General features: G+C 41.2%; 16 protein-coding genes and 1 pseudogene. 7 read left to right on the top strand and 10 right to left on the bottom strand.

Annotation, left to right across the window (positions count from 1 at the left end):
- Positions 1-3: 3 nt before the first annotated feature.
- Complete coding sequence (locus AC4CUX_RS14805) at positions 4-987, top strand: IS481 family transposase (RefSeq protein ID WP_490792492.1); 984 nt, start codon at positions 4-6, stop codon at positions 985-987.
- Between the two features lie 101 nt (positions 988-1088).
- Here AC4CUX_RS14805 and AC4CUX_RS14800 read toward each other — a convergent pair whose 3' ends face one another.
- Genes AC4CUX_RS14800 through AC4CUX_RS14770 form a run of 7 tightly spaced genes read right to left on the bottom strand, consistent with a single transcriptional unit; the run spans position 1089 to position 6975 of the window.
- Complete coding sequence (locus AC4CUX_RS14800; RefSeq protein ID WP_490747781.1) at positions 1089-2375, bottom strand: MSMEG_0569 family flavin-dependent oxidoreductase; 1287 nt, start codon at positions 2373-2375, stop codon at positions 1089-1091.
- Between the two features lie 11 nt (positions 2376-2386).
- The gene (locus AC4CUX_RS14795; protein ID WP_004682279.1) at positions 2387-2680 is read right to left on the bottom strand and encodes an MSMEG_0570 family nitrogen starvation response protein; all 294 of its coding nucleotides are present in this window, start codon (positions 2678-2680) and stop codon (positions 2387-2389) included.
- Positions 2668-3717, bottom strand: coding sequence for a sll0787 family AIR synthase-like protein (locus tag AC4CUX_RS14790; RefSeq protein WP_004682280.1), 1050 nt, complete (start codon positions 3715-3717; stop codon positions 2668-2670). Before AC4CUX_RS14790 ends, AC4CUX_RS14795 begins: the two co-directional genes overlap by 13 nt.
- A complete protein-coding gene (locus tag AC4CUX_RS14785) occupies positions 3718-4317 on the bottom strand; it encodes an MSMEG_0567/Sll0786 family nitrogen starvation N-acetyltransferase (protein WP_004679570.1) in 600 nt (199 codons plus the stop codon).
- An 11-nt stretch (positions 4318-4328) separates the two neighbouring features.
- Entirely contained in the window at positions 4329-5408 is a 1080-nt protein-coding gene (locus tag AC4CUX_RS14780) for an MSMEG_0568 family radical SAM protein (protein WP_004679572.1), read from the bottom strand.
- A 48-nt stretch (positions 5409-5456) separates the two neighbouring features.
- Positions 5457-6461: a Nit6803 family nitrilase gene (locus AC4CUX_RS14775; RefSeq protein ID WP_004679573.1), complete on the bottom strand. Its 1005-nt coding sequence runs from the start codon at positions 6459-6461 to the stop codon at positions 5457-5459.
- Between the two features lie 31 nt (positions 6462-6492).
- Complete coding sequence (locus AC4CUX_RS14770) at positions 6493-6975, bottom strand: MSMEG_0572/Sll0783 family nitrogen starvation response protein (protein WP_004679574.1); 483 nt, start codon at positions 6973-6975, stop codon at positions 6493-6495.
- 226 nt (positions 6976-7201) lie between these two features.
- Here AC4CUX_RS14770 and AC4CUX_RS14765 point away from each other — a divergent pair, with 226 nt between their 5' ends.
- Together AC4CUX_RS14765 and AC4CUX_RS14760 are read left to right on the top strand one after the other, a co-directional pair.
- On the top strand, positions 7202-9121 hold the full coding sequence (locus AC4CUX_RS14765; protein ID WP_490747782.1) for a sigma 54-interacting transcriptional regulator: 1920 nt from the start codon (positions 7202-7204) through the stop codon (positions 9119-9121).
- A gap of 499 nt (positions 9122-9620) precedes the next feature.
- Positions 9621-9838: pseudogene (locus tag AC4CUX_RS14760) on the top strand (transposase); the annotation flags it as partial.
- Between the two features lie 71 nt (positions 9839-9909).
- Here the strand turns inward: AC4CUX_RS14760 and pdxR are convergent.
- Positions 9910-11412: a MocR-like pyridoxine biosynthesis transcription factor PdxR gene (gene pdxR / locus AC4CUX_RS14755; protein ID WP_114258590.1), complete on the bottom strand. Its 1503-nt coding sequence runs from the start codon at positions 11410-11412 to the stop codon at positions 9910-9912.
- 289 nt (positions 11413-11701) lie between these two features.
- On the opposite strand from pdxR, the gene AC4CUX_RS14750 reads away from it, so the two are divergent.
- Genes AC4CUX_RS14750 through AC4CUX_RS14735 form a run of 4 tightly spaced genes read left to right on the top strand, consistent with a single transcriptional unit; the run spans position 11702 to position 16001 of the window.
- Positions 11702-12097 (top strand): nuclear transport factor 2 family protein, encoded by a 396-nt coding sequence (locus AC4CUX_RS14750; protein WP_032037828.1) that lies wholly within the window; start codon positions 11702-11704, stop codon positions 12095-12097.
- An 11-nt stretch (positions 12098-12108) separates the two neighbouring features.
- Entirely contained in the window at positions 12109-13545 is a 1437-nt protein-coding gene (locus AC4CUX_RS14745) for an NAD(P)/FAD-dependent oxidoreductase (RefSeq protein ID WP_114258589.1), read from the top strand.
- A gap of 57 nt (positions 13546-13602) precedes the next feature.
- Positions 13603-15042, top strand: a complete 1440-nt coding sequence (locus AC4CUX_RS14740) for an amino acid permease (RefSeq protein WP_114258588.1) — start codon at positions 13603-13605, stop codon at positions 15040-15042.
- Positions 15043-15101: 59 nt separating this feature from the next.
- Positions 15102-16001: an EamA family transporter gene (locus AC4CUX_RS14735; RefSeq protein WP_490747784.1), complete on the top strand. Its 900-nt coding sequence runs from the start codon at positions 15102-15104 to the stop codon at positions 15999-16001.
- A 432-nt stretch (positions 16002-16433) separates the two neighbouring features.
- On the opposite strand, the gene AC4CUX_RS14730 is transcribed toward AC4CUX_RS14735, so the two are convergent.
- Positions 16434-16994, bottom strand: coding sequence for a macro domain-containing protein (locus AC4CUX_RS14730; protein ID WP_140986740.1), 561 nt, complete (start codon positions 16992-16994; stop codon positions 16434-16436).
- Positions 16966-18105, bottom strand: a complete 1140-nt coding sequence (locus AC4CUX_RS14725; RefSeq protein WP_114258585.1) for a PD-(D/E)XK nuclease family protein — start codon at positions 18103-18105, stop codon at positions 16966-16968. Before AC4CUX_RS14725 ends, AC4CUX_RS14730 begins: the two co-directional genes overlap by 29 nt.
- Between the last annotated feature and the right edge of the window lie 39 nt (positions 18106-18144).

Here is an 18144-nt window from a genome sequence, read left to right as displayed (position 1 = left end):
ACTATGGGACAAGTTCTACACAGCAGCGCCACAACGACACAGGCAGTGCGTCGAGCAATACAAAATAGTCAAGAGAGCTTAAGAACGCTAGCCAAGCGTTACGGCATCAATCAAAAGACCGTCGCAAAATGGAAGAAACGTACTTCAGTAGATGATCTTACAACCGGCCCAAAGAATCCTCGCTCAAGCGTGTTATCGCCTGAAGATGAGGCGGCAATTGTTGCTTTTCGAAAACGCACTTTGTTGCCGCTAGACGATTGCCTTTATGCATTGCAGCCGAGTATTCCTTATCTGACACGCTCGTCGTTACACCGCTGCTTACAGCGGCATGGTATTTCACGACTGCCTGAGGTACAAGGTGATCGCCCTGTCAGGAAGCGCTTCAAGAGCTACCCCATTGGTTACTTTCATATCGACATCGCTGAGATGCAAACAGCACAGGGTAAGCTTTATCTCTTCGTTGCCATTGATCGCACTTCCAAGTTTGCGTTCACTGAATTGCATACTAAAGCCAGTAAGATGGCAGCCGCGGAGTTCATGCGCAATCTGGTTAAGGCTGTGCCCTATAGAATCCATACGGTGCTAACAGATAACGGCATCCAGTTCACGAACCGCACCTGTGATCGCTACGCCTCTGAGCACATCTTTGATCGGGTTTGTACTGAATGTGGCATTGAACATCGTCTTACCAAGGTTAAGCATCCATGGACCAATGGACAGGTCGAGAGGATGAACCGAACGATTAAAGAAGCTACTGTCAAACGGTTCCATTACGACGATCACACTCAGCTATGCATTCACCTTGCTGATTTTATTGCTGCATACAACTTCGGCCGCAGACTCAAAACACTCAGGGGCCTGACTCCCTACGAATTCATCTGCAAACAGTGGACAGATGAACCTGAACTTTTTAAAATTGATCCGATCCATCAAATGCCGGGACTAAACACACGATTAATCGCATCAAAACATGGTGCTGAATCCTGACGTAGGGCTTTGTAGAGTGCCTCACGCCCGGTAATCCCTCCTAAAAATAACCGCATTAAATAATGCGGTTAAAATTCTAAAAGATTGATAATCAGCTACTATTAAGCAATCATCTCTGCATATTTTTCCTTGAACATTCTATGACGCTGAATGAGATGTTCAGACAAATATCGAGAATCCTGATCAATACCTAGGAAACGTCCTGATCCCCAGGTATATAACCATGGTAAGCCGATAAAGCTGACATCTGGATCCATCGTGATACCGCGATCATGTTTTGGATAACCACTAGCTTCAAATATACCCAGATCAATCCACGAGTAATCCGGTCTAAAACCGATACACCAAATGATTGAGGTAATATTTTCTTCAGCTAAGTTAACTTCTGTTTGTTCTGCTTTGGGTTGCCAAACTGGCGTATAGACACTGGCAGGCTCAGCCGTTTCAATCGCATTTTGCTCAATATAGGCATCAATTGAAGCATTAATACGGTTGTAAGTGGCATCTGCATTATCCAGGTTTTGTACCAGATTTGGCTGGAATTTAAGTGAACCATTCTCGTAATCAGAAAAACGTCCGAATAATTGCATACCTTCCAGTGCAAATTTACGTAGATCGATATCCCGACCACCATCCCGACCAGTTACATAATGGTTGGTACTATTACGTACTTCTTCACTATAGCGATGGTCCTTAACATTGGTTTCGTAATAGCCCATATCGAACAGCCATTTCACCACATCCTTGTCACGATAAAAACGTGCACAACGTGGTGCATCACCAATAGACAGATAGACTTTTTTACCTGCTAAATGTAGATCCTCCGCAATCTGTGCGCCTGACTGACCAGACCCGACAACCAGTACATTCCCTTCGGGCAGTTGCGCAGGATTAAGGTACTGCTCGGAATGAATGGTATAGAACTGTTGGGGTAATTCAGAGCTGAGTTTTGGGTAAATTGGCGTGTGATAACCACCGGCTGCCACCACCACCTGATTGGCTGTGGTTTTACCTTGGCTGGTTTGAATCTCAAAATGTTGCTCTGCAATTTTATGCACCTGTTGTACCGTAATATTAAGCACCGCAGGTGGATTGAGCTTCTCAATAAAACCATCCAGATAGTCGACAATTTCATCCCGCTTCATAAAACCATCCGGTTCATTGCCGTGGTAGGGATGGTCAGGCAATAAACACTGCCAGTTTGGCGTGACCAAAGTAAAATTGTCCCAACGTTTTTTACGCCAGCTATGGGTTAGACAGTCTTCTTTTTCCAAGACTACATGATCGATATTAGCCTGTTTAAGATAATGGCTGACTGAAAGACCAGCCTGCCCGCCACCGACAATAACGACATCATAATGTGATTTTAAGTGTGTTGACTGAAACATGATGATTTCCTCTAGTCGATGTTATAAATGTCAGTAATCTCAATCGTATCTTCAGGCTTCAAGGAAAATGACTCTGCCTGTTCCTGAATACGGTTGAGCGTATCCATCGCTGAACTACAGGCAAAACCATAACGCGCACGTACTCGTTCTGAAGCAGCATGTAGGGCTTGATCAGCCTGGTTTAAAAATTCCTGCCCAGCCCATTGCTGACCTTTCTGAAAATATTCATAAACAATGGTGCTTGGTGAATAGAAATTACTGCTTTGACCATTTGGCCATTTCACCGTGAAATTTACGCTTGGCATAAGCTGAGCTCCCGTTGTCTAAAATTGTGTTGATATCTTTGAAAATCTTGAATCTGTTCTGCATAGCACAGGCCAGTAAAAAGCTGCTGTTGAAAATCCCAGAATTCAGCTTTTGACCCTTGATTAGAAACAGTGACTTTGCCTGAAGCATTCACCTGTCCAATGACTGCACAATGCAGATCCTGTGCAGCAAACAGTTCAATAATCTCTTCACATTCTTCATCGTCAGCAGTCAGTAAGAAGCCATAGCTTGGGAAGATTTGTAGCCAGTGCTGCCATTCAACATCTTTCGGTTTCGCAATCTGATCAAGCTGAATAACTGCACCACAGCCGGAGGCTTCCAGCAACATCAATAGGCTGCCAAGAATGCCGGCATTGCTGATATCACGTGCTGCATAAACCAATCCCTGTTCGGCTAGTTGCGGAAGGATTTCGAGCTCTGCCTGTAACTGGTCACCATCCACACCTTCAAAGCATTTCCAGTAAGTGGTATTTGGATGGAACTTACCTTTCAGGTTTAGCACCAACAATATGTTTTGCTGTGGTTGCACATGCATGACTGATAAAAGTTGTTTTGCCTCACCCTGAATGGCAACTGAAAGTCCTGGCTGAAAATTGGGATCAATATGGGTATGTCCACCCACCAATGGCACGCCATAGTGCTGACAAGCCGCCTGCATTCCCTGAACCAAAGCTTGTGCTTGCTCAGCACTTCGATGCCAGAAGCTGTTGACAACAGAGGTAGCTCGGCCTCCCATCGCTGCAATATCACTGATATTGGCCATGACCGCTGACCAGCCAGCAAAATAGGGATGATATTCGACGAAGCTGGGAATCATGCCTTCACAGGCATGTAGCATATAGCCATGTTCTGTTGCAATTGCAGCGGTATCATCTCCCGGCAGAACATAGAGATCTGCTATCTTTTCAATGTTTGGCTGGGCGATTTTAATCCCTTTCCCAATATTCATTTTGGCCTGCATCGCTGGTATCTGTCTGAGGTAGCCGAGCAGCCGTTCAAGTTCTGACTGATTCATTTATACCTCCTGCAGTGTATAGGACTGCTGCATGTAAGCCTGACTGATATTGCTCAATGGGTAATCTGCAAGATCTGCCTGCATCAGCACATGTGGAATATTGGCAACCTGAATGTTTTTCTCGCTATGCCAGTGCAGCTTCTGGAAATACGCTTCATTTTGTTGCTGTACCGTCGCGAGAAAACGCTGGCATCCCAGATTTTTTGCAGTTGAAACCGCCGCATTGATTAAGGCTTTGCCAATAGCGCGATGGTGACGATATAAGGGATCAACACAGAGTCGGCCACCCCACCAGGTCTGTTTACCTTCAGGGAAAATCCGGACTGCACCAATGACCCGATCCGGTTCACCAAACATCTGACCAATTGCTACAATACCGAATGCTTTGAAATCGTATTCATCCCGGTCTTCTTTCAGGATCTGCTGTTCATCACGAAAGGTTGCTTCACGAAGACGGTAATACTGGCGACGTTCCCAATCTTCGCTGACAATTTTGATCACGATATCCGCGCTGATAAATTCATCAGCCAGATAATGCTTGAGTTGCTGGTTAACTGCCTGCAACCATGGGTTTTGTGAAAGATCATCATCTAAATACATAGCGATCTCTCCTATTCATAAGCTTTGAGTGATGAGCAGGCACCACATTTGGCACATCCCGCCTGGGTGTCTTCAGACTTCAATTTATGCTGTTTCAGCTGTGCACCGATTTCTGGATAGAGCGCCTGCATAAACTCTGGTTCTGGTTTTGAATGATGCTCCAGTGGCGTGCCATGAATCGGCACAAATGGAACGACAAATGGATAGACGCCGATTTCAGTCAATTGGGCCGTCATTTCAAGAATTTCTTCTTTTGTATCTCCAAGTCCAGCCAGAATATAGGTACTGACCTGACCGCGGCCAAATACCTCGACTGCAGCCTTAAAAGCAGCAAAATATTTATCCAGTGAGACCTCAGCTTTGCCCGGCATGATCTTGTGTCGTACCCGATCACTGACGGCTTCCAAGTGCATCCCGATGGATACAGCTCCTGCATTTTTTAACTTTGCAAACCAGCTAAAATCATCAGGTGGTTCACATTGCACCTGAATCGGTAAATCGACTGCTGCACGAATGGCAGTGACTGAATCAAATAAAATCTCGGCACCACGGTCAGGCGTGTTTGGTGTTCCAGTCGTCAGGATCATTTGAGTAATCCCATCTAGCTCAACTGCGGCTTTAGCCACTTCTGCCAGCTGTTCAGGACGTTTGCGGATTAATGTCCGGCCATCTTGTAAAGACTGATCAATCGAACAGAACTGGCAAGCCGTTGACTTGTCATTCATACGAATACAGTGCTGCAAAACAGTGGTTGCCAGAACATTATGACTATGCAGGGTAGCAATCTGTTCATAAGTAATACCATCTGCGGTTTTCAGCTCATAAAACTTTGGACGTTTCGGTGCAGTTAGCGTAGCTACCGGTATCTTGTTCTTAAAGATAATTACGTTGTCCGATTCTTTGTCCTGCTGTGCGGTATAAGGAGAATTCTGGGCTGTAAGATTCAGCACGGGAATCATCATGGTCTGTCCATTCAGACTCAGGGCTTTATGGTCGCTTGGCCCAGCTCCACCTTTACGGGCCAGACCAACCTCACCTTCCCATTTCAGGCCATTGCATTGCAAGTCACTGAGTAATTCAACTGCTAACATGGCGACACTCCTTACACTTGATATTTAATTCATTTTCAAATTTAACTTCTACGCTTTACTCAGTTGCTCTTCTGTTAGCACGGTAAAGTTGCTGATTTTTTCTTGTGTTGTTGATTGAGATTCTGGATATTCATGTAAAACCTGGGTTTTGCGACGATCAATCAACAGGCTCAGTAATTCAGGGCGACTGTAATGTCCAACGGAATCCATCATGCGCTTGCGTTTATCGATCAAGCTAAAGTCCAAATCAGCAATCACATAGCCCTCACCTTCCGTTAAAGGTGCAGCTAAAAATTTGCCTTCAGGTGAAACAATCGCAGTAAAGCAGCCACCTGAGATTGGACCTTTTTCACAGCCGGTGTCCTGCATAATCTGTTGTTGCTGTTCCGGTGTCAGCCATGCGGTGGCATTCACCACAAAACAACCTGATTCCAGCGCATGATGCTGAATGGTTGCTGATATCTGGTCGGCAAAAACTTGTCCGACCAATGATCCAGGGAACATAGCCGCATGGATCTGTTCGCCATCAGCCATAAGCGCAAAACGTGCCAATGGGTTGTAATGCTCCCAACAAGCCAATGAACCAATTCGTCCAACAGCCGAATCAATCGCACATAAACCACTGCCATCACCCTGCCCCCAAACCATACGTTCATGATAGGTCGGCGTAATTTTGCGACGATGCTGAATGATGCTGCCATCCGTATCAAATAGCAGTTGGGCGTTATAAATTGTGCCCCCCACACGTTCGTTGACCCCAATTGAAACCACCATTTGCGCCGCACGGCATGCCGCACCAATTAGGTCAGTAGCCTCTGAAGGTACAACTACAGATTCATGCAAAAGCTTGAGATGCTCTTTACCCATCGCAAACGGAGGCTGAACAAAGGAAAAATAAGGGTAATAAGGCACCACAGTCTCAGGAAAAACTGCAAATTGCACACCTTGCTGTCCCAACTCAGTAATCAGGTCACAGACCTTTTTTACGGTACCTGCCTGACTATAAAGAACTGGACTACACTGTACGGCTGCAGCTTTTACGATTCTACTCATGGTTTACTCCCTTATTTTTCCAAGATTTGAATTACACTGTCCAAGTATCGATAATTAATGCATTGTCACGACGCATGAGCAGTTTAAGATCCATCACATCTAATGGATTGATGGCACGAATACCAGGAATGAGTGCTTTTTCAGTCTGACCATATAGCGCCTGAAGAGCAAAACGGCAGGCATAGACTTCACCACCTTCTTCCATGAATGCTTTGATCTGATTATTGACTGCCAGATGTCCTGGAAATGCTTCAGCGCCTAAAGTCGGGAAACCACGTTGTACCCCTAATTGCACACCTGGACCGTATAGCAGGATTTTGGTTTCGAAGCCTTTACGTAATAAGCGTTTAGCCTGTAACACATTAACCAAACCAATCGAACCTTCAAAAGCCACTGTATGGAATGTTACTAATGCTTTTTCGCCGGGCTGTGCTTTGACATCCTCAAATACCTTTTCTTCATAGTCGACCAGGAAGTCGCCATCTTTATATTGTTCGATATCTACTTTTGGCATAATGCGCTCCGATAAGATGAGTTAAACAACCTTGATTGGTTTGTCTTAGTTATTGCATAAGCTGTGCCAAGTTAAGAAAATTGCTATAATGTATTTTTTAAATCATTGTTTTTATTTGATAATCATGTTTTTCTCTGTTTAATGGTGTTCAGATAAAAACTTTTTACAATTATGAAATTTCGTATTACTATGATTTTTCATAGCTATATCTACGAAATTTCATATCATGGCAGCTGACTTTATTTCTGGTTGGGCAAATTCTGAAGATTCTTTAAGACCTTTAACTTTTGAGCATGCCGCGCAGGCATTAATGGTGATTGATCCGAAAGAGAATCGTTTTATTGATTTCAATATTGCGGCGGCCCGTATGCTACGTTACGAACGCCATGAATTACTGAATAAATCGGTCACTTCAATTTTTGGTCACTTTACCCAACTACCCTATCTGATTGCTTTTACCGAGGAAACGCTGAATAAAGGTCAGGCCTGGAATAATGAAATTTATGCCTTTGACTGGAACGGAGAGAAAATCCAGCTGGATGTACAAGCGACCCATTTGCCCTATCAACAACATGACTATATGATCTGGTCGCTTGTTGATGTCAAAGATCTAGAGCTACGCCAATTTAATAAAAATGCAGACAAAGCCATACGTTCTGGCTTAATGGAATGGCAAGCACTACAAGAACTGTTTATTGATTCAGACACTGGTAAACATTTGCTACTTAGTGCTGTTGGCGATGGAATTTATAGTATTAATCATCAAGGGTTATGCACCTTTATTAATCCAGTCGGTGCCAGAATGCTTGGGCTGAAACCCGAAGATGTTATTGGCAAGAATATTCATCAGATTCACCACCATACCCATGAAGATGGTCGTCATTATCCTGTTGAGCAATGCCCAATTTATGCTGCGGTACATGATGGTGTGGTACATGAGGGTATTCAAGAAATATTTTGGCGGGTAGATGGTAGTTATTTCCCAGTTGAATTTACCAGTACGCCTGTGATCCGTGATAGTAAGATTATTGGTGCAGTGGTGGTATTCCGCGACATTTCCGAACGATTAAATACTGAAGCCAAACTTACCCAGGCCTTAAATGAACTGCAAAACCTTAAAAGCCGCCTAGAACAACAAAATGAATATTTGCAGGAAGAAATCCTGCAGGACAACCAGTATCATGAGATTGTCGGGAATAGCAGCTCTATCCGAGAAATTATTGAAAAGATCAAGGTTGTTGCTCAAACAGATGCAAACGTAATGGTTTATGGCGAGTCAGGTACAGGTAAGGAATTGATTGCCCGTGCGATTCATCAGTCCAGCCACCGTAAGCAGCAACCCTTAATTCGGGCGAACTGTGCCGCTATTCCAGCCGAGCTATTTGAAAGTGAATTTTTTGGCCATGTCAAAGGCGCATTTACTGGAGCGGTTCGTGATCGTGCAGGACGCTTTGAACTAGCAGATCAAGGAACATTATTCCTGGATGAAATTGGTGAACTTCCACTAGAACTACAAAGTAAGTTACTTCGTGTATTGCAGGAAGGTACCTTTGAACGAGTTGGTGAGGAGCGGACTCGCAAAGTGAATGTGCGGATTATTGCCGCGACCAATCGCAATCTTAAAGAAGAAGTCAAACAAAAGCATTTTCGTGAGGATCTCTATTTTCGCCTGAATGTATTTCCAATTTTCTCGCCTGCACTACGTGAACGTAAAGAAGACATTCCTCTTCTGGTCAGCCATTTTAGCAAGCTGATCTGTGAACAGCGTAAAGTACCCTACCTTTCTTTTAGCCAGAAACATATCCAAGAATTGCAACGTTATAACTGGCCCGGCAATATCCGTGAATTACAGAATGTATTGGAACGTGCCATGATTACTGCTCGTCATGGTGCTGTGTCATTCCAGTATTTATTGGAACAGGATCAGCCTGTTTCTCAGACAAAGGAAACTAATGTAATCGCTAAGCATAGGACCCCAGATATTCTTACACTTGATGATCTTAAACAATTAGAAATTGAAAACCTAAAACGTGCTGTCCAGCATTGTGAAGGAAAAATATTTGGTGAGGATGGTGCTGCTCAATTGCTTGGAATTAATCCGACGACCTTAATTTCAAGATTAAAAAAATTTGGGATTAGCTATTAGTTTTTTACTTAGAGTGAGGATTTTATAAATAATAGATATTGTATCTTGGAGCTTGTAGTGATTAGCTTCCACTATATGCAAATTGTAGAGTTTGTAATAGACCTAAGACTTTTAGTCTGTGTAAGAGATAAAACCTACAATTTGCCCTAACCACTTGCACAACTCTGGACGGTAACTAAGCACTTTGATGCTGCATTCACAAGAAAAGACGGTGGTTATGCTAAAACAATAATTGAATAATTAAAGCAGGTAAAGATTATGTTTTATCCTGATATTGATGTTGCTAAAGCGCTTTGTTGCACAAAAACCTACCACTATGATTTTATTAATTTATTTTTTATTAAAATTTTCAAAAACCCCTAAAAAATCAGTATCTTGCAAAATATTTATGCAACAAAGCCCGTTAAATCATAAAAGTTATTTTATTCAAATACTGAAACCGGATTTGAACTTAAGTGCTCAGCGATTGATTGATTGATTGATTGAAATAGTATTTACCATGAGCAAAAAACACAAGACGTATACGGCAGAATTTAAAGCTGAAGCAATAAAAGCTATTGAGGAAAATAAAGGTAATGTTTCCGAAACAGCACGACAACTCGGTATTTCCATGAAAACTTATCAAATTGATACAAGAAAGCAAAGGTTGGGACATTAGCAGGAACACAACAATATTTGTCCGATCTCGTTGCTCTACTCGAAGAAAACAAGAAACTCAATTATTTTTTGGGGGATTACCATGTGGCCTGTTTTTTCAGCACACATCAATAATACAGTGTCGCGGAATGCTAATCTGCCCAATTATATAAACAAAATTCTTCAGTGGCTTGAGCCAGCTTTCTTATCCCCTCATCAATTTTATCTGCACTGATTGAACCAAACCCTAAACGAAGGAAATGTTTGTGTTTGTTATCATCTAAAAAGAAAGACTGCCCCGATTCAATGAATACCCCTAAATTTGCTGCATAATGAGACAAAACTGCAGTATCAATTTCTGCTGAGGTATCAATCCAACATGCTGAACCACCATTCAAAGCGTACGATTCCCAAGTCGGAAGATATTGTTTTAAAGCTTTATTGAGTATTTCACCTCGTTGGCGGTGCAACTGATACTGACGGCGCAACATGCTATGGTAATAGCCTTGATCGATAAACAAAGCAAAAACACGTTGATTAAAAACATTTGGATGTCGCAACATCAGACGGCGTAAATGTCGAAGTTCTTGTATTAATTCGGGTGCAGCAACGATATATCCTAGACGTAATCCTGGTGCCAATGGCTTAGACAGACTTCCAAGATAAATGACTCGCCCATGTCGATCTAAACTTTTTAACGCGGGTATCGTCGTATTTTGCACCAACACTTGAGCGTCATATTCATCTTCAATAATAATGCTGTCGTTTTGTTCTGCTAACTGCAATAAATTTTGTCGGCGCTGTGGTGACATTGTTACACCTGTTGGACATTGCCGTCCTGGCGTAACAAATAAATAATCGCACTCGCTTGCTCTAGTTAAAGTTACCCCCTCATGATCTACAGCTAAAGGAACAATATTCTGAGTTTGTAGCATAAATATATTACGTGCATCTGGATAACCAGGTTCCTCAACACCGATCACATGATTCTGCCGCATTAACAACGTTGCCAACATATATAAGCCATGCTGGCTTCCCACAGTCAGTAAGATTTCATTCTCTTGAGCCATGATGCCTCTCGTAGGCAAAATATGCTGACGGATTGCATTAATGAGATAGGCGTCGTCCCCCTGTTGAGTCATATCTCGTGACCATATTGAGGCATCTTTTGCAGATAAGGCACGTAATGCACATTCCCGCCAAGCTGAAGCAGGAAAGCTTTCCGCATCAGGTTGACCATAAATAAAGGGATAAGAATAATTCATCCAATCACTTGGTTTCGTCAAATGCCTTTGTGCTGAAGGTCGTATACAAAAGCGAGCCCCCCAAGTCGTCGCTTTTGACGTAGTACGAATGGTTTTTCTCTCACTACTATCAATCTGGAAATTTAAACAGACAAAATGTCCACTCCGCTGTTTAGATTCTAAAATTCGCTCAGCAACCAATTGTTGATACGCAATGGTGACCGTATTTCTTCCAACACCTAGTTGATCAGCTAAATCACGGCTAGAAGGTACAGCCATACCTGGCTTTAAATAACCCTGTACCAAAGCCGAAAACATCATACGACAGATTCTGCCCTGTAAATTCAAACCACTTTTTGCAGTATTAGAAAATAATGCCTGCCAAACTGTAGCTGAAATCGCTGTATTCACTACTCAATCCTTATATCTGTGCATTACTGCGATCCATTTTGATGCGTCCCAAATCAAACTGGTGCAAAGTTCATAGTTTCAGCCCATCTTTAAGTTAAAACTGGACTTACTCAATATAAAGCAAAAGGTATTCCACTCTTCAATATTTAAATTAAATCTATTAAAACAATAATTTAAGTTAATTTATTACTGGCTCCATCAAAACTCCAAATCTGGTACTACGCCATTTTTCACTATTTCCGTAAATTCAATTCAACAGCTAAATAAACCTTATTTTGGAGCAATACAAATGCAGCAAGCACAATTAATCCAACTACTTACAGATTTTTCTACAGCATGGAATCAACATGATGTCGAACAACTCATGGCATGCATGCATCCAGATTGCCGTTTTGAAACTGTAGCTGGTGAGGATGTTCATGGAACCCGAATTGAAGGCTTAGATGCTGTTCGTCAAGCATTTAGCAATACCTTCAAAAGTTTTCCAGATGCTCAGTGGCGAAACGGTAAACACTGGATCAGTGATAACGCTGAATTTGGTATTTCAGAAACAACCTTTACTGCGACAACTGCTGATGGTGGCTGGATTGAAGCCAATATGGTTGATGTCTTTACATTTAAAGATGGAAAAATTCTCGTCAAAAATGCATTCCGTAAAAATAGACCTGTTCAAGCAATCGCGTAAGGAGTCATTCAATGAATCAATCTGTCCAACATGCAAGTTCATTTCGCGAACACTTAGAACTGCATAAATCTATACCGCCACATAGTTTTAAAAGTTACGACGCACAGTTTGACCCATTAACCTCTCCTGTCTTACAGGGAAATGAAAATTATGCACCAACTTATTGGGTCGGCACAGCAGGTACACCACCTGAAGATGATGGTCCATTAATGGGTGACACCGAAGCGGACATCGTGATTATTGGTGGAGGATTCACTGGGTTATCTACAGCACTAACACTAGCTGAACAATTTGGTGCTGCCCCACTTGTCCTTGAAGCAAACCGTACAGCGTGGGGCTGTACTAGCCGTAACGGTGGGCAAGGTCAAAATGCCTCAGGTCGTTTGTACCGATCCCAATGGATTGAAAAATGGGGATTAGACACCGCCAAACGTCTTGATGCTGAAATTCGGGAAGGTTTTGATTACTTCAAAGACCTTGTGAGCGGCATTGAATGTGATGCTCAAGATGGTGGACATCTTTATATTGCTCATCGCGCAAAAAAAATGGCTTTCCTCGAAAATGAAGGCCGAGTCATGAAAGAAGTGTTTGGCTATCAAACTCGTATGTTGAGCCGTGAACAACTACATGAGGAATATGTTGCGGATCAGGAAGCTGCAGGTGCTTTGTTGGAACCCGATGGAGTTGGCGTACACCCATTAAAATTAGCTTTTGGCTATTTAAAACGTGCCCGTGCTGCTGGTGCCAAAGTACACACTTCAAGTCCGGTACTTGGATGGGAAACGCACAATGGCATCCATTATTTACGTACTCCAAATGGTATTGTCAAAGCAAAACGTGTGGCGGTTGCAACAGGTGGCTATACGCCTAACGGCTTACACCCTCATCTTTCTGGAAAAATCATGCCGATTTTATCCAACTCTATTGTGACGCGCCCTTTAACAGAAGCGGAACGTGCTGAGGCAGGCTTACACAGCACCACATTTATTACGGATACTCGAACTTTACGTCACTATTATCGCCTACTCCCTGATGGATCCATGCAATGTGGCAGTAGAAGTTCCTTAACCGGTGCAGATGCAGATAATCCAGTCCATCTCGAACGTTTAAAAGAAGGGCTTTATCGCAAATTTCCAAGCCTACGTGGCATACCTATTGCTTATTCTTGGTGGGGTTGGGTCGATGTGAGTCATGACATGATGCCTCGTATCGTACAACCCAACCCTGAGGAAAGCATTTATTACGCTATTGGTTATGGTGGTAATGGTGTGTCTTTCTCCGCGATGGCAGGACTCCGTCTCGCGGAACGAGTGATGGGAATACACCGCCCTCAATTTGAGCTTCCGATTTATCAATCCCCTTTGCCTTCACATCTGTTTCGACCATTCCGTCGACTCGGGCAAGCATTGTTATATCGCTGGTACCACTTAAGAGATGAAGTGCTTTAAGCACACATTCAGTCATCTGTAATGATTCGGTTATAAAAATATAAGAGGGAATCCATCATGTATGATTCAGATTCAAATCAAAGTTTAAAAAGTGCTTTAAAACCTCGTCATGTCCAAATGATGGCACTTGGCGGTGTTATTGGAATGGGACTATTTGTAGGTAGTTCAGTAGTGATTCAAGCTGCGGGTCCAGCCGCAATTTTGTCCTTTCTGATTACGGGTGTGTTGATTATTTTAGTGATGCGAATGCTTGGTGAACTTGCAACCGCCTCTCCTGTATCAGGCTCCTTCTATGCATATGCACGCCATGCTTTCCAAGATTCACCTTATTTATCTCGACTCGCAGGCTTCATGACGGGATGGATGTATTGGTATTTCTGGGTCATCGTGATTGCATTAGAAGCGATTGTCGGTGCAAAACTATTTGCTTATTGGTTACCTGATACACCACAATGGATCGTCAGTCTAGTTTTACTCGCCCTATTAACAGCAACGAACTTATTCTCAGTCAAATCCTTTGGTGAATTCGAGTTTTGGTTCTCATCTATTAAAGTTGCTGCGATTGGTCTTTTCATTTTCCTTTGCACTTTATATATGTTCGGACTTTGGCCAAACCATCAAGCTGCTGGATTTGGTGAATTGTTAAATCATGGTGGTTTTATGCCAAATGGTTGGGGACCAGTTTTATCTGGGGCTGTTGCCGCAACTGGATTTTACTTTGGTGCTGAGATCGTTACGATTGCTGCTGCAGAAACCAAAGACCCCGAAAAATCTGTTGCCAAAGCAACTCAATCTGTAATTTCACGTGTACTTATTTTCTATGTTTGCTCAATTTTATTAGTGGTATGTATCGTCCCTTGGAATAGTCCAGAAATTGCGACGCCTTATGTAAGTGCATTAAAAGTTCTTAATATTCCGTTTGTTGCAGACATTATGAATGTCGTAATTCTCGTAGCGGTGCTTAGTTGCTTAAATTCTGGTGTTTATGCTGCGAGCCGTATGTTGTTTGCGTTAACCCAAAATGGTGATGCACCTCGTAGCTTAACTAAACTTTCAAAAAATGGCGTTCCAATTCGTGCCATCCTATTCAGCACATTGTTTGGTTATCTATCAATTCTAGCTTCATACTTCTCACCAGATGCTGTTTTCCCTTTCTTGGTCGAATCTTATGGAACTGTAGCCTTATTTGTCTATATCGTGATTGCATTCTCGCAAATCCGTTTGCGTCGCCACTTAGAGCGTGTAGCACCTGAACGTTTAAAAGTTCGTATGTGGTGTTTCCCATACCTCAGTTATTTTGCAATCATCGGCATGCTTTCCATCTTTGCTGCCATGGCTTTTATTCCTAGTCTTCAAAAAGCGTTCTGGTTCGGTATCGCAAGTGCAGGCATCCTATTCTGTATCTTCATTATTCGTGATTACATAGAGCTGATTAAATTACGTCATCAAAGTACACAACTGAGTACGCTCATCCCTGCCAAACAAACCAAAATTTAATCCTCAAACACAATGACCTGTACCAAGTACAGGTCATCCACGTCTTTAGGAAATTACATATGCTTTTAAAAGATAAACTAGCTGCCTTCGCAGTCGTGTTCATCTGGGGTATTAACTTTTATTTTATGAAAGTTGGGGTCAGTGAGATACACCCTATGCTCCTCGGATGTTTACGCTATCTACTGGTTTTATTACCTGCCCTATTTTTCATCCGTATTCCAAGTGTCGGGTGGAAATGGTTATTACTCTATGGCTTTATTAGTAACTTTTCTCAATTTGCTTTTATGTTCAGTGCAATTGCGACAGGAATGCCTACAGGTTTAGTCGCTTTAGTTGTGCAATCCCAAGCCTTTTTTACTGTCATGATTGCAGCATTTTTATTACGCGAACAAGCCTTTTGGAACCAGTGGCTGGCTATCGCGATTGCCTTTATGGGCTTAATGCTGATTGCCTTTGGTCAACAACATAGTCATGTTCCATTAATGGGTTTAGCATTGGTATTATGCTCAGCAATTTCATGGGCCTGCGGTAATATCGTAGTCAAAAAAATGGGGCCTGTTCACCCAATTGGTTTAGTCATATGGGGCAATATTCTTACCCCTTTATGGTTTTTACTTTTAGCGGTACAGAATATTGGCTGGCAAGGTGTGGTTGCGGATTGGCATGCACTGACTTGGAAAGGATTCGGCGCCGCCGCATTTCTCGCCTATTTTGCCACGATTATCGGATATGGCTTATGGATCTACCTACTGACACATTATCCTGTTGCTAAAATTAGCCCATTGTCACTTTGGGTACCTGTTATAAGTATGATTTTTGCCTATTTATTTTTAGATGAAAAATTAAATACTTTGCAGTGGCTGGGTTCTTGTATTGTTATGCTGGGTTTGATGGTGCATTTATTAGGGCAAAAAATTCAGTCACACATCACTTCACGTAAACTTGTCCGAACAACATAAAATAATTAAATAAGGGGCTTAGGAAGTTAAGCATATAAAAAAAGTATGGTAACTTCCTTAGGCTTTATAGCATAAATATTTTTAAGTTAATGATTTTTAATGTGTTTATTAAATTTTAATAAAAAATAAACATAATAAAATTATAGTGTTAAGTATTTGTGCAAAAAAGCCCCCTTAAAATATTTTAGATTTAAAATATTATTTAGAATGCAATTATATCGATTCCAATAATAGAATTCATATTTCTTTATTGACCATTTAGTCTAATTTAAAATAAATCATGTAGGATAAGATTAAGTCGTTAGGTCAGGTGGCCTAACTTTAAAAAGTCTCCAACAAACCCAGTACGGAGCTTGCTGAGAAAATTGTGGAATTGGTTCGTCTGCAACAGATTGAGCTGATTTAAAATAAACCCGCTGAAAGGCGGGTTTCTTATTGTAAACAAATATTAATTTGGATTTTTGGATCGTCCAAGTTGGACAGAATAGACGCATAAATATTGTAATTTTCTTGATCGTAACAGATGAAATACACATGCTGGATATATTCAAAACTAGGTAGGCTTGACAGCACAGTACCAATTGCAATTTCTGCAGCTTCCTGTTTTGGATAGTTATATACACCAGTTGAGATATTTGGAAATGATAAGCTTTTTGCTTGAACTTCATTAGCTTTGACTAAACTGTTTAGATAAGCATTACAAAGTTCTTCGGCTTCATTTTTTGAGCCGCCCAACCAGCGAGGCCCAACTGTGTGAATGATGAATTGAGCAGGTAAATTACCAGCTGTGGTAACTACAGCCTGACCATTAGGAAGAGAGCCACCGATGTCATCATGAATCCGGTGACATTCCTGTTGCATCTCTGCACCAGCTTTTTTGTGAATGATATAATCTACACCACCCCCACCTAGTAAAGACTTATTGGCCGAGTTAACAATGGCATCCACATTTAAAGTGGTAATATCAGTTTGTAGTAGAGTGACTTTCTTCATTATATTTCACAGGGTAAAATTTAAGAATTAATTGGTTAATAGCTGTAATCAGGTTAGAGACCTCTGAGATATCTAAAGCGGCAATTGAGTACGTATATCTCATATAAGGAATACCCCCATATACACTTTCTTTTTCTTGTTTTTTAAAGTTTAAAAATTGATTGTGAAAAGCCTGTAAGAATTCGTCATCGTTTAATGATTTAGCTTCTATACATAAATGTACTTCACTAGGTAAATCCTTTTTTGAGGTATTAATAACAAGTGTAGGGCAAATCCAACGCGAATCAGCTAATGACGCATTACAAAACCAATATTCTGATTCGCCATTGTAGTAAGTGGGCCGGTAATTTCGAATGGAAAATTTTTCTTGTAATTCAGTTTGTAGGTTTCTAATTATGTGATCATTAATTTGTGAAAATACTTGTTGAGAAATTTGAAATAATTTCTGAATTTCAGAAGCATTATCTTTAATGAAGTTGAAATTTTCCATATTTAACGGCTTTAAATAGTAATTAGTAAGATGGTTGAGGAATTCTTTGGCAAAAGTAAACCATTTATTTTGAATATCAATTTTGTAAGATGGTATGAAGTTATTTACAGCATAAACCAAATTTTCATAGCTAATGCCATTCCAGGAGTCTTCTTGGAACTCGCTTATTCCATCGATGGATAACACAAAGTACAGTGGTTTTAATAAGGTATTGAGAACGCGTCTTTTTGCATAGTTGATATATGATTTAATAGGATTGTTTTGAATGTGATAAATCTTGCATTCAAAAATAAGTAAGTTTTTTGTAGTTTCAATAATTAAATCAATACGTTTTCCATCTAATGTACATACTTCAGTTTCAACTGATATGAACTCACCAAAAGTTGCTGGGTCTTTATTTACTTTCTTTGCAATGCAATCAATTAATCCATTAAAAAATAAAGTATTTAAATTGTGGACCTCTAAAGGATTTAAGAAAAAAGAAAGAAGCTCAGTCGTTGGATTTTCATAATACTTACGACTAGCTGTGTCAAAAAAATTCTTTTCCCGCATATCTAATTTATAAGTTCTTGCCTTATTTAGCAGCACTTGTAATGCATTAAGTGGGTATTGGTCTAACATATCCTCAAAGTTCCATTACATGATTATTTGAAAGATAAT

This window comes from Acinetobacter sp. 231_lipA, assembly GCF_058243005.1.
The sequence above is the reverse complement of the archived record's forward strand: the minus strand, read 5'-3'. Positions and strand labels throughout refer to the sequence as shown.

Excerpts from the sequence above, each read along its gene's own strand:
- AC4CUX_RS14805 (WP_490792492.1), top strand. The coding sequence starts at position 4 with ATGGGACAAGTTCTACACAGCAGCGCCACAACGACACAGGCAGTGCGT.
- AC4CUX_RS14800 (WP_490747781.1), bottom strand. The coding sequence starts at position 2,375 with ATGTTTCAGTCAACACACTTAAAATCACATTATGATGTCGTTATTGTC.
- AC4CUX_RS14795 (WP_004682279.1), bottom strand. The coding sequence starts at position 2,680 with ATGCCAAGCGTAAATTTCACGGTGAAATGGCCAAATGGTCAAAGCAGT.
- AC4CUX_RS14790 (WP_004682280.1), bottom strand. The coding sequence starts at position 3,717 with ATGAATCAGTCAGAACTTGAACGGCTGCTCGGCTACCTCAGACAGATA.
- AC4CUX_RS14785 (WP_004679570.1), bottom strand. The coding sequence starts at position 4,317 with ATGTATTTAGATGATGATCTTTCACAAAACCCATGGTTGCAGGCAGTT.
- AC4CUX_RS14780 (WP_004679572.1), bottom strand. The coding sequence starts at position 5,408 with ATGTTAGCAGTTGAATTACTCAGTGACTTGCAATGCAATGGCCTGAAA.
- AC4CUX_RS14775 (WP_004679573.1), bottom strand. The coding sequence starts at position 6,461 with ATGAGTAGAATCGTAAAAGCTGCAGCCGTACAGTGTAGTCCAGTTCTT.
- AC4CUX_RS14770 (WP_004679574.1), bottom strand. The coding sequence starts at position 6,975 with ATGCCAAAAGTAGATATCGAACAATATAAAGATGGCGACTTCCTGGTC.
- AC4CUX_RS14765 (WP_490747782.1), top strand. The coding sequence starts at position 7,202 with ATGGCAGCTGACTTTATTTCTGGTTGGGCAAATTCTGAAGATTCTTTA.
- AC4CUX_RS14750 (WP_032037828.1), top strand. The coding sequence starts at position 11,702 with ATGCAGCAAGCACAATTAATCCAACTACTTACAGATTTTTCTACAGCA.
- AC4CUX_RS14745 (WP_114258589.1), top strand. The coding sequence starts at position 12,109 with ATGAATCAATCTGTCCAACATGCAAGTTCATTTCGCGAACACTTAGAA.
- AC4CUX_RS14740 (WP_114258588.1), top strand. The coding sequence starts at position 13,603 with ATGTATGATTCAGATTCAAATCAAAGTTTAAAAAGTGCTTTAAAACCT.
- AC4CUX_RS14735 (WP_490747784.1), top strand. The coding sequence starts at position 15,102 with ATGCTTTTAAAAGATAAACTAGCTGCCTTCGCAGTCGTGTTCATCTGG.
- AC4CUX_RS14730 (WP_140986740.1), bottom strand. The coding sequence starts at position 16,994 with ATGAAGAAAGTCACTCTACTACAAACTGATATTACCACTTTAAATGTG.
- AC4CUX_RS14725 (WP_114258585.1), bottom strand. The coding sequence starts at position 18,105 with ATGTTAGACCAATACCCACTTAATGCATTACAAGTGCTGCTAAATAAG.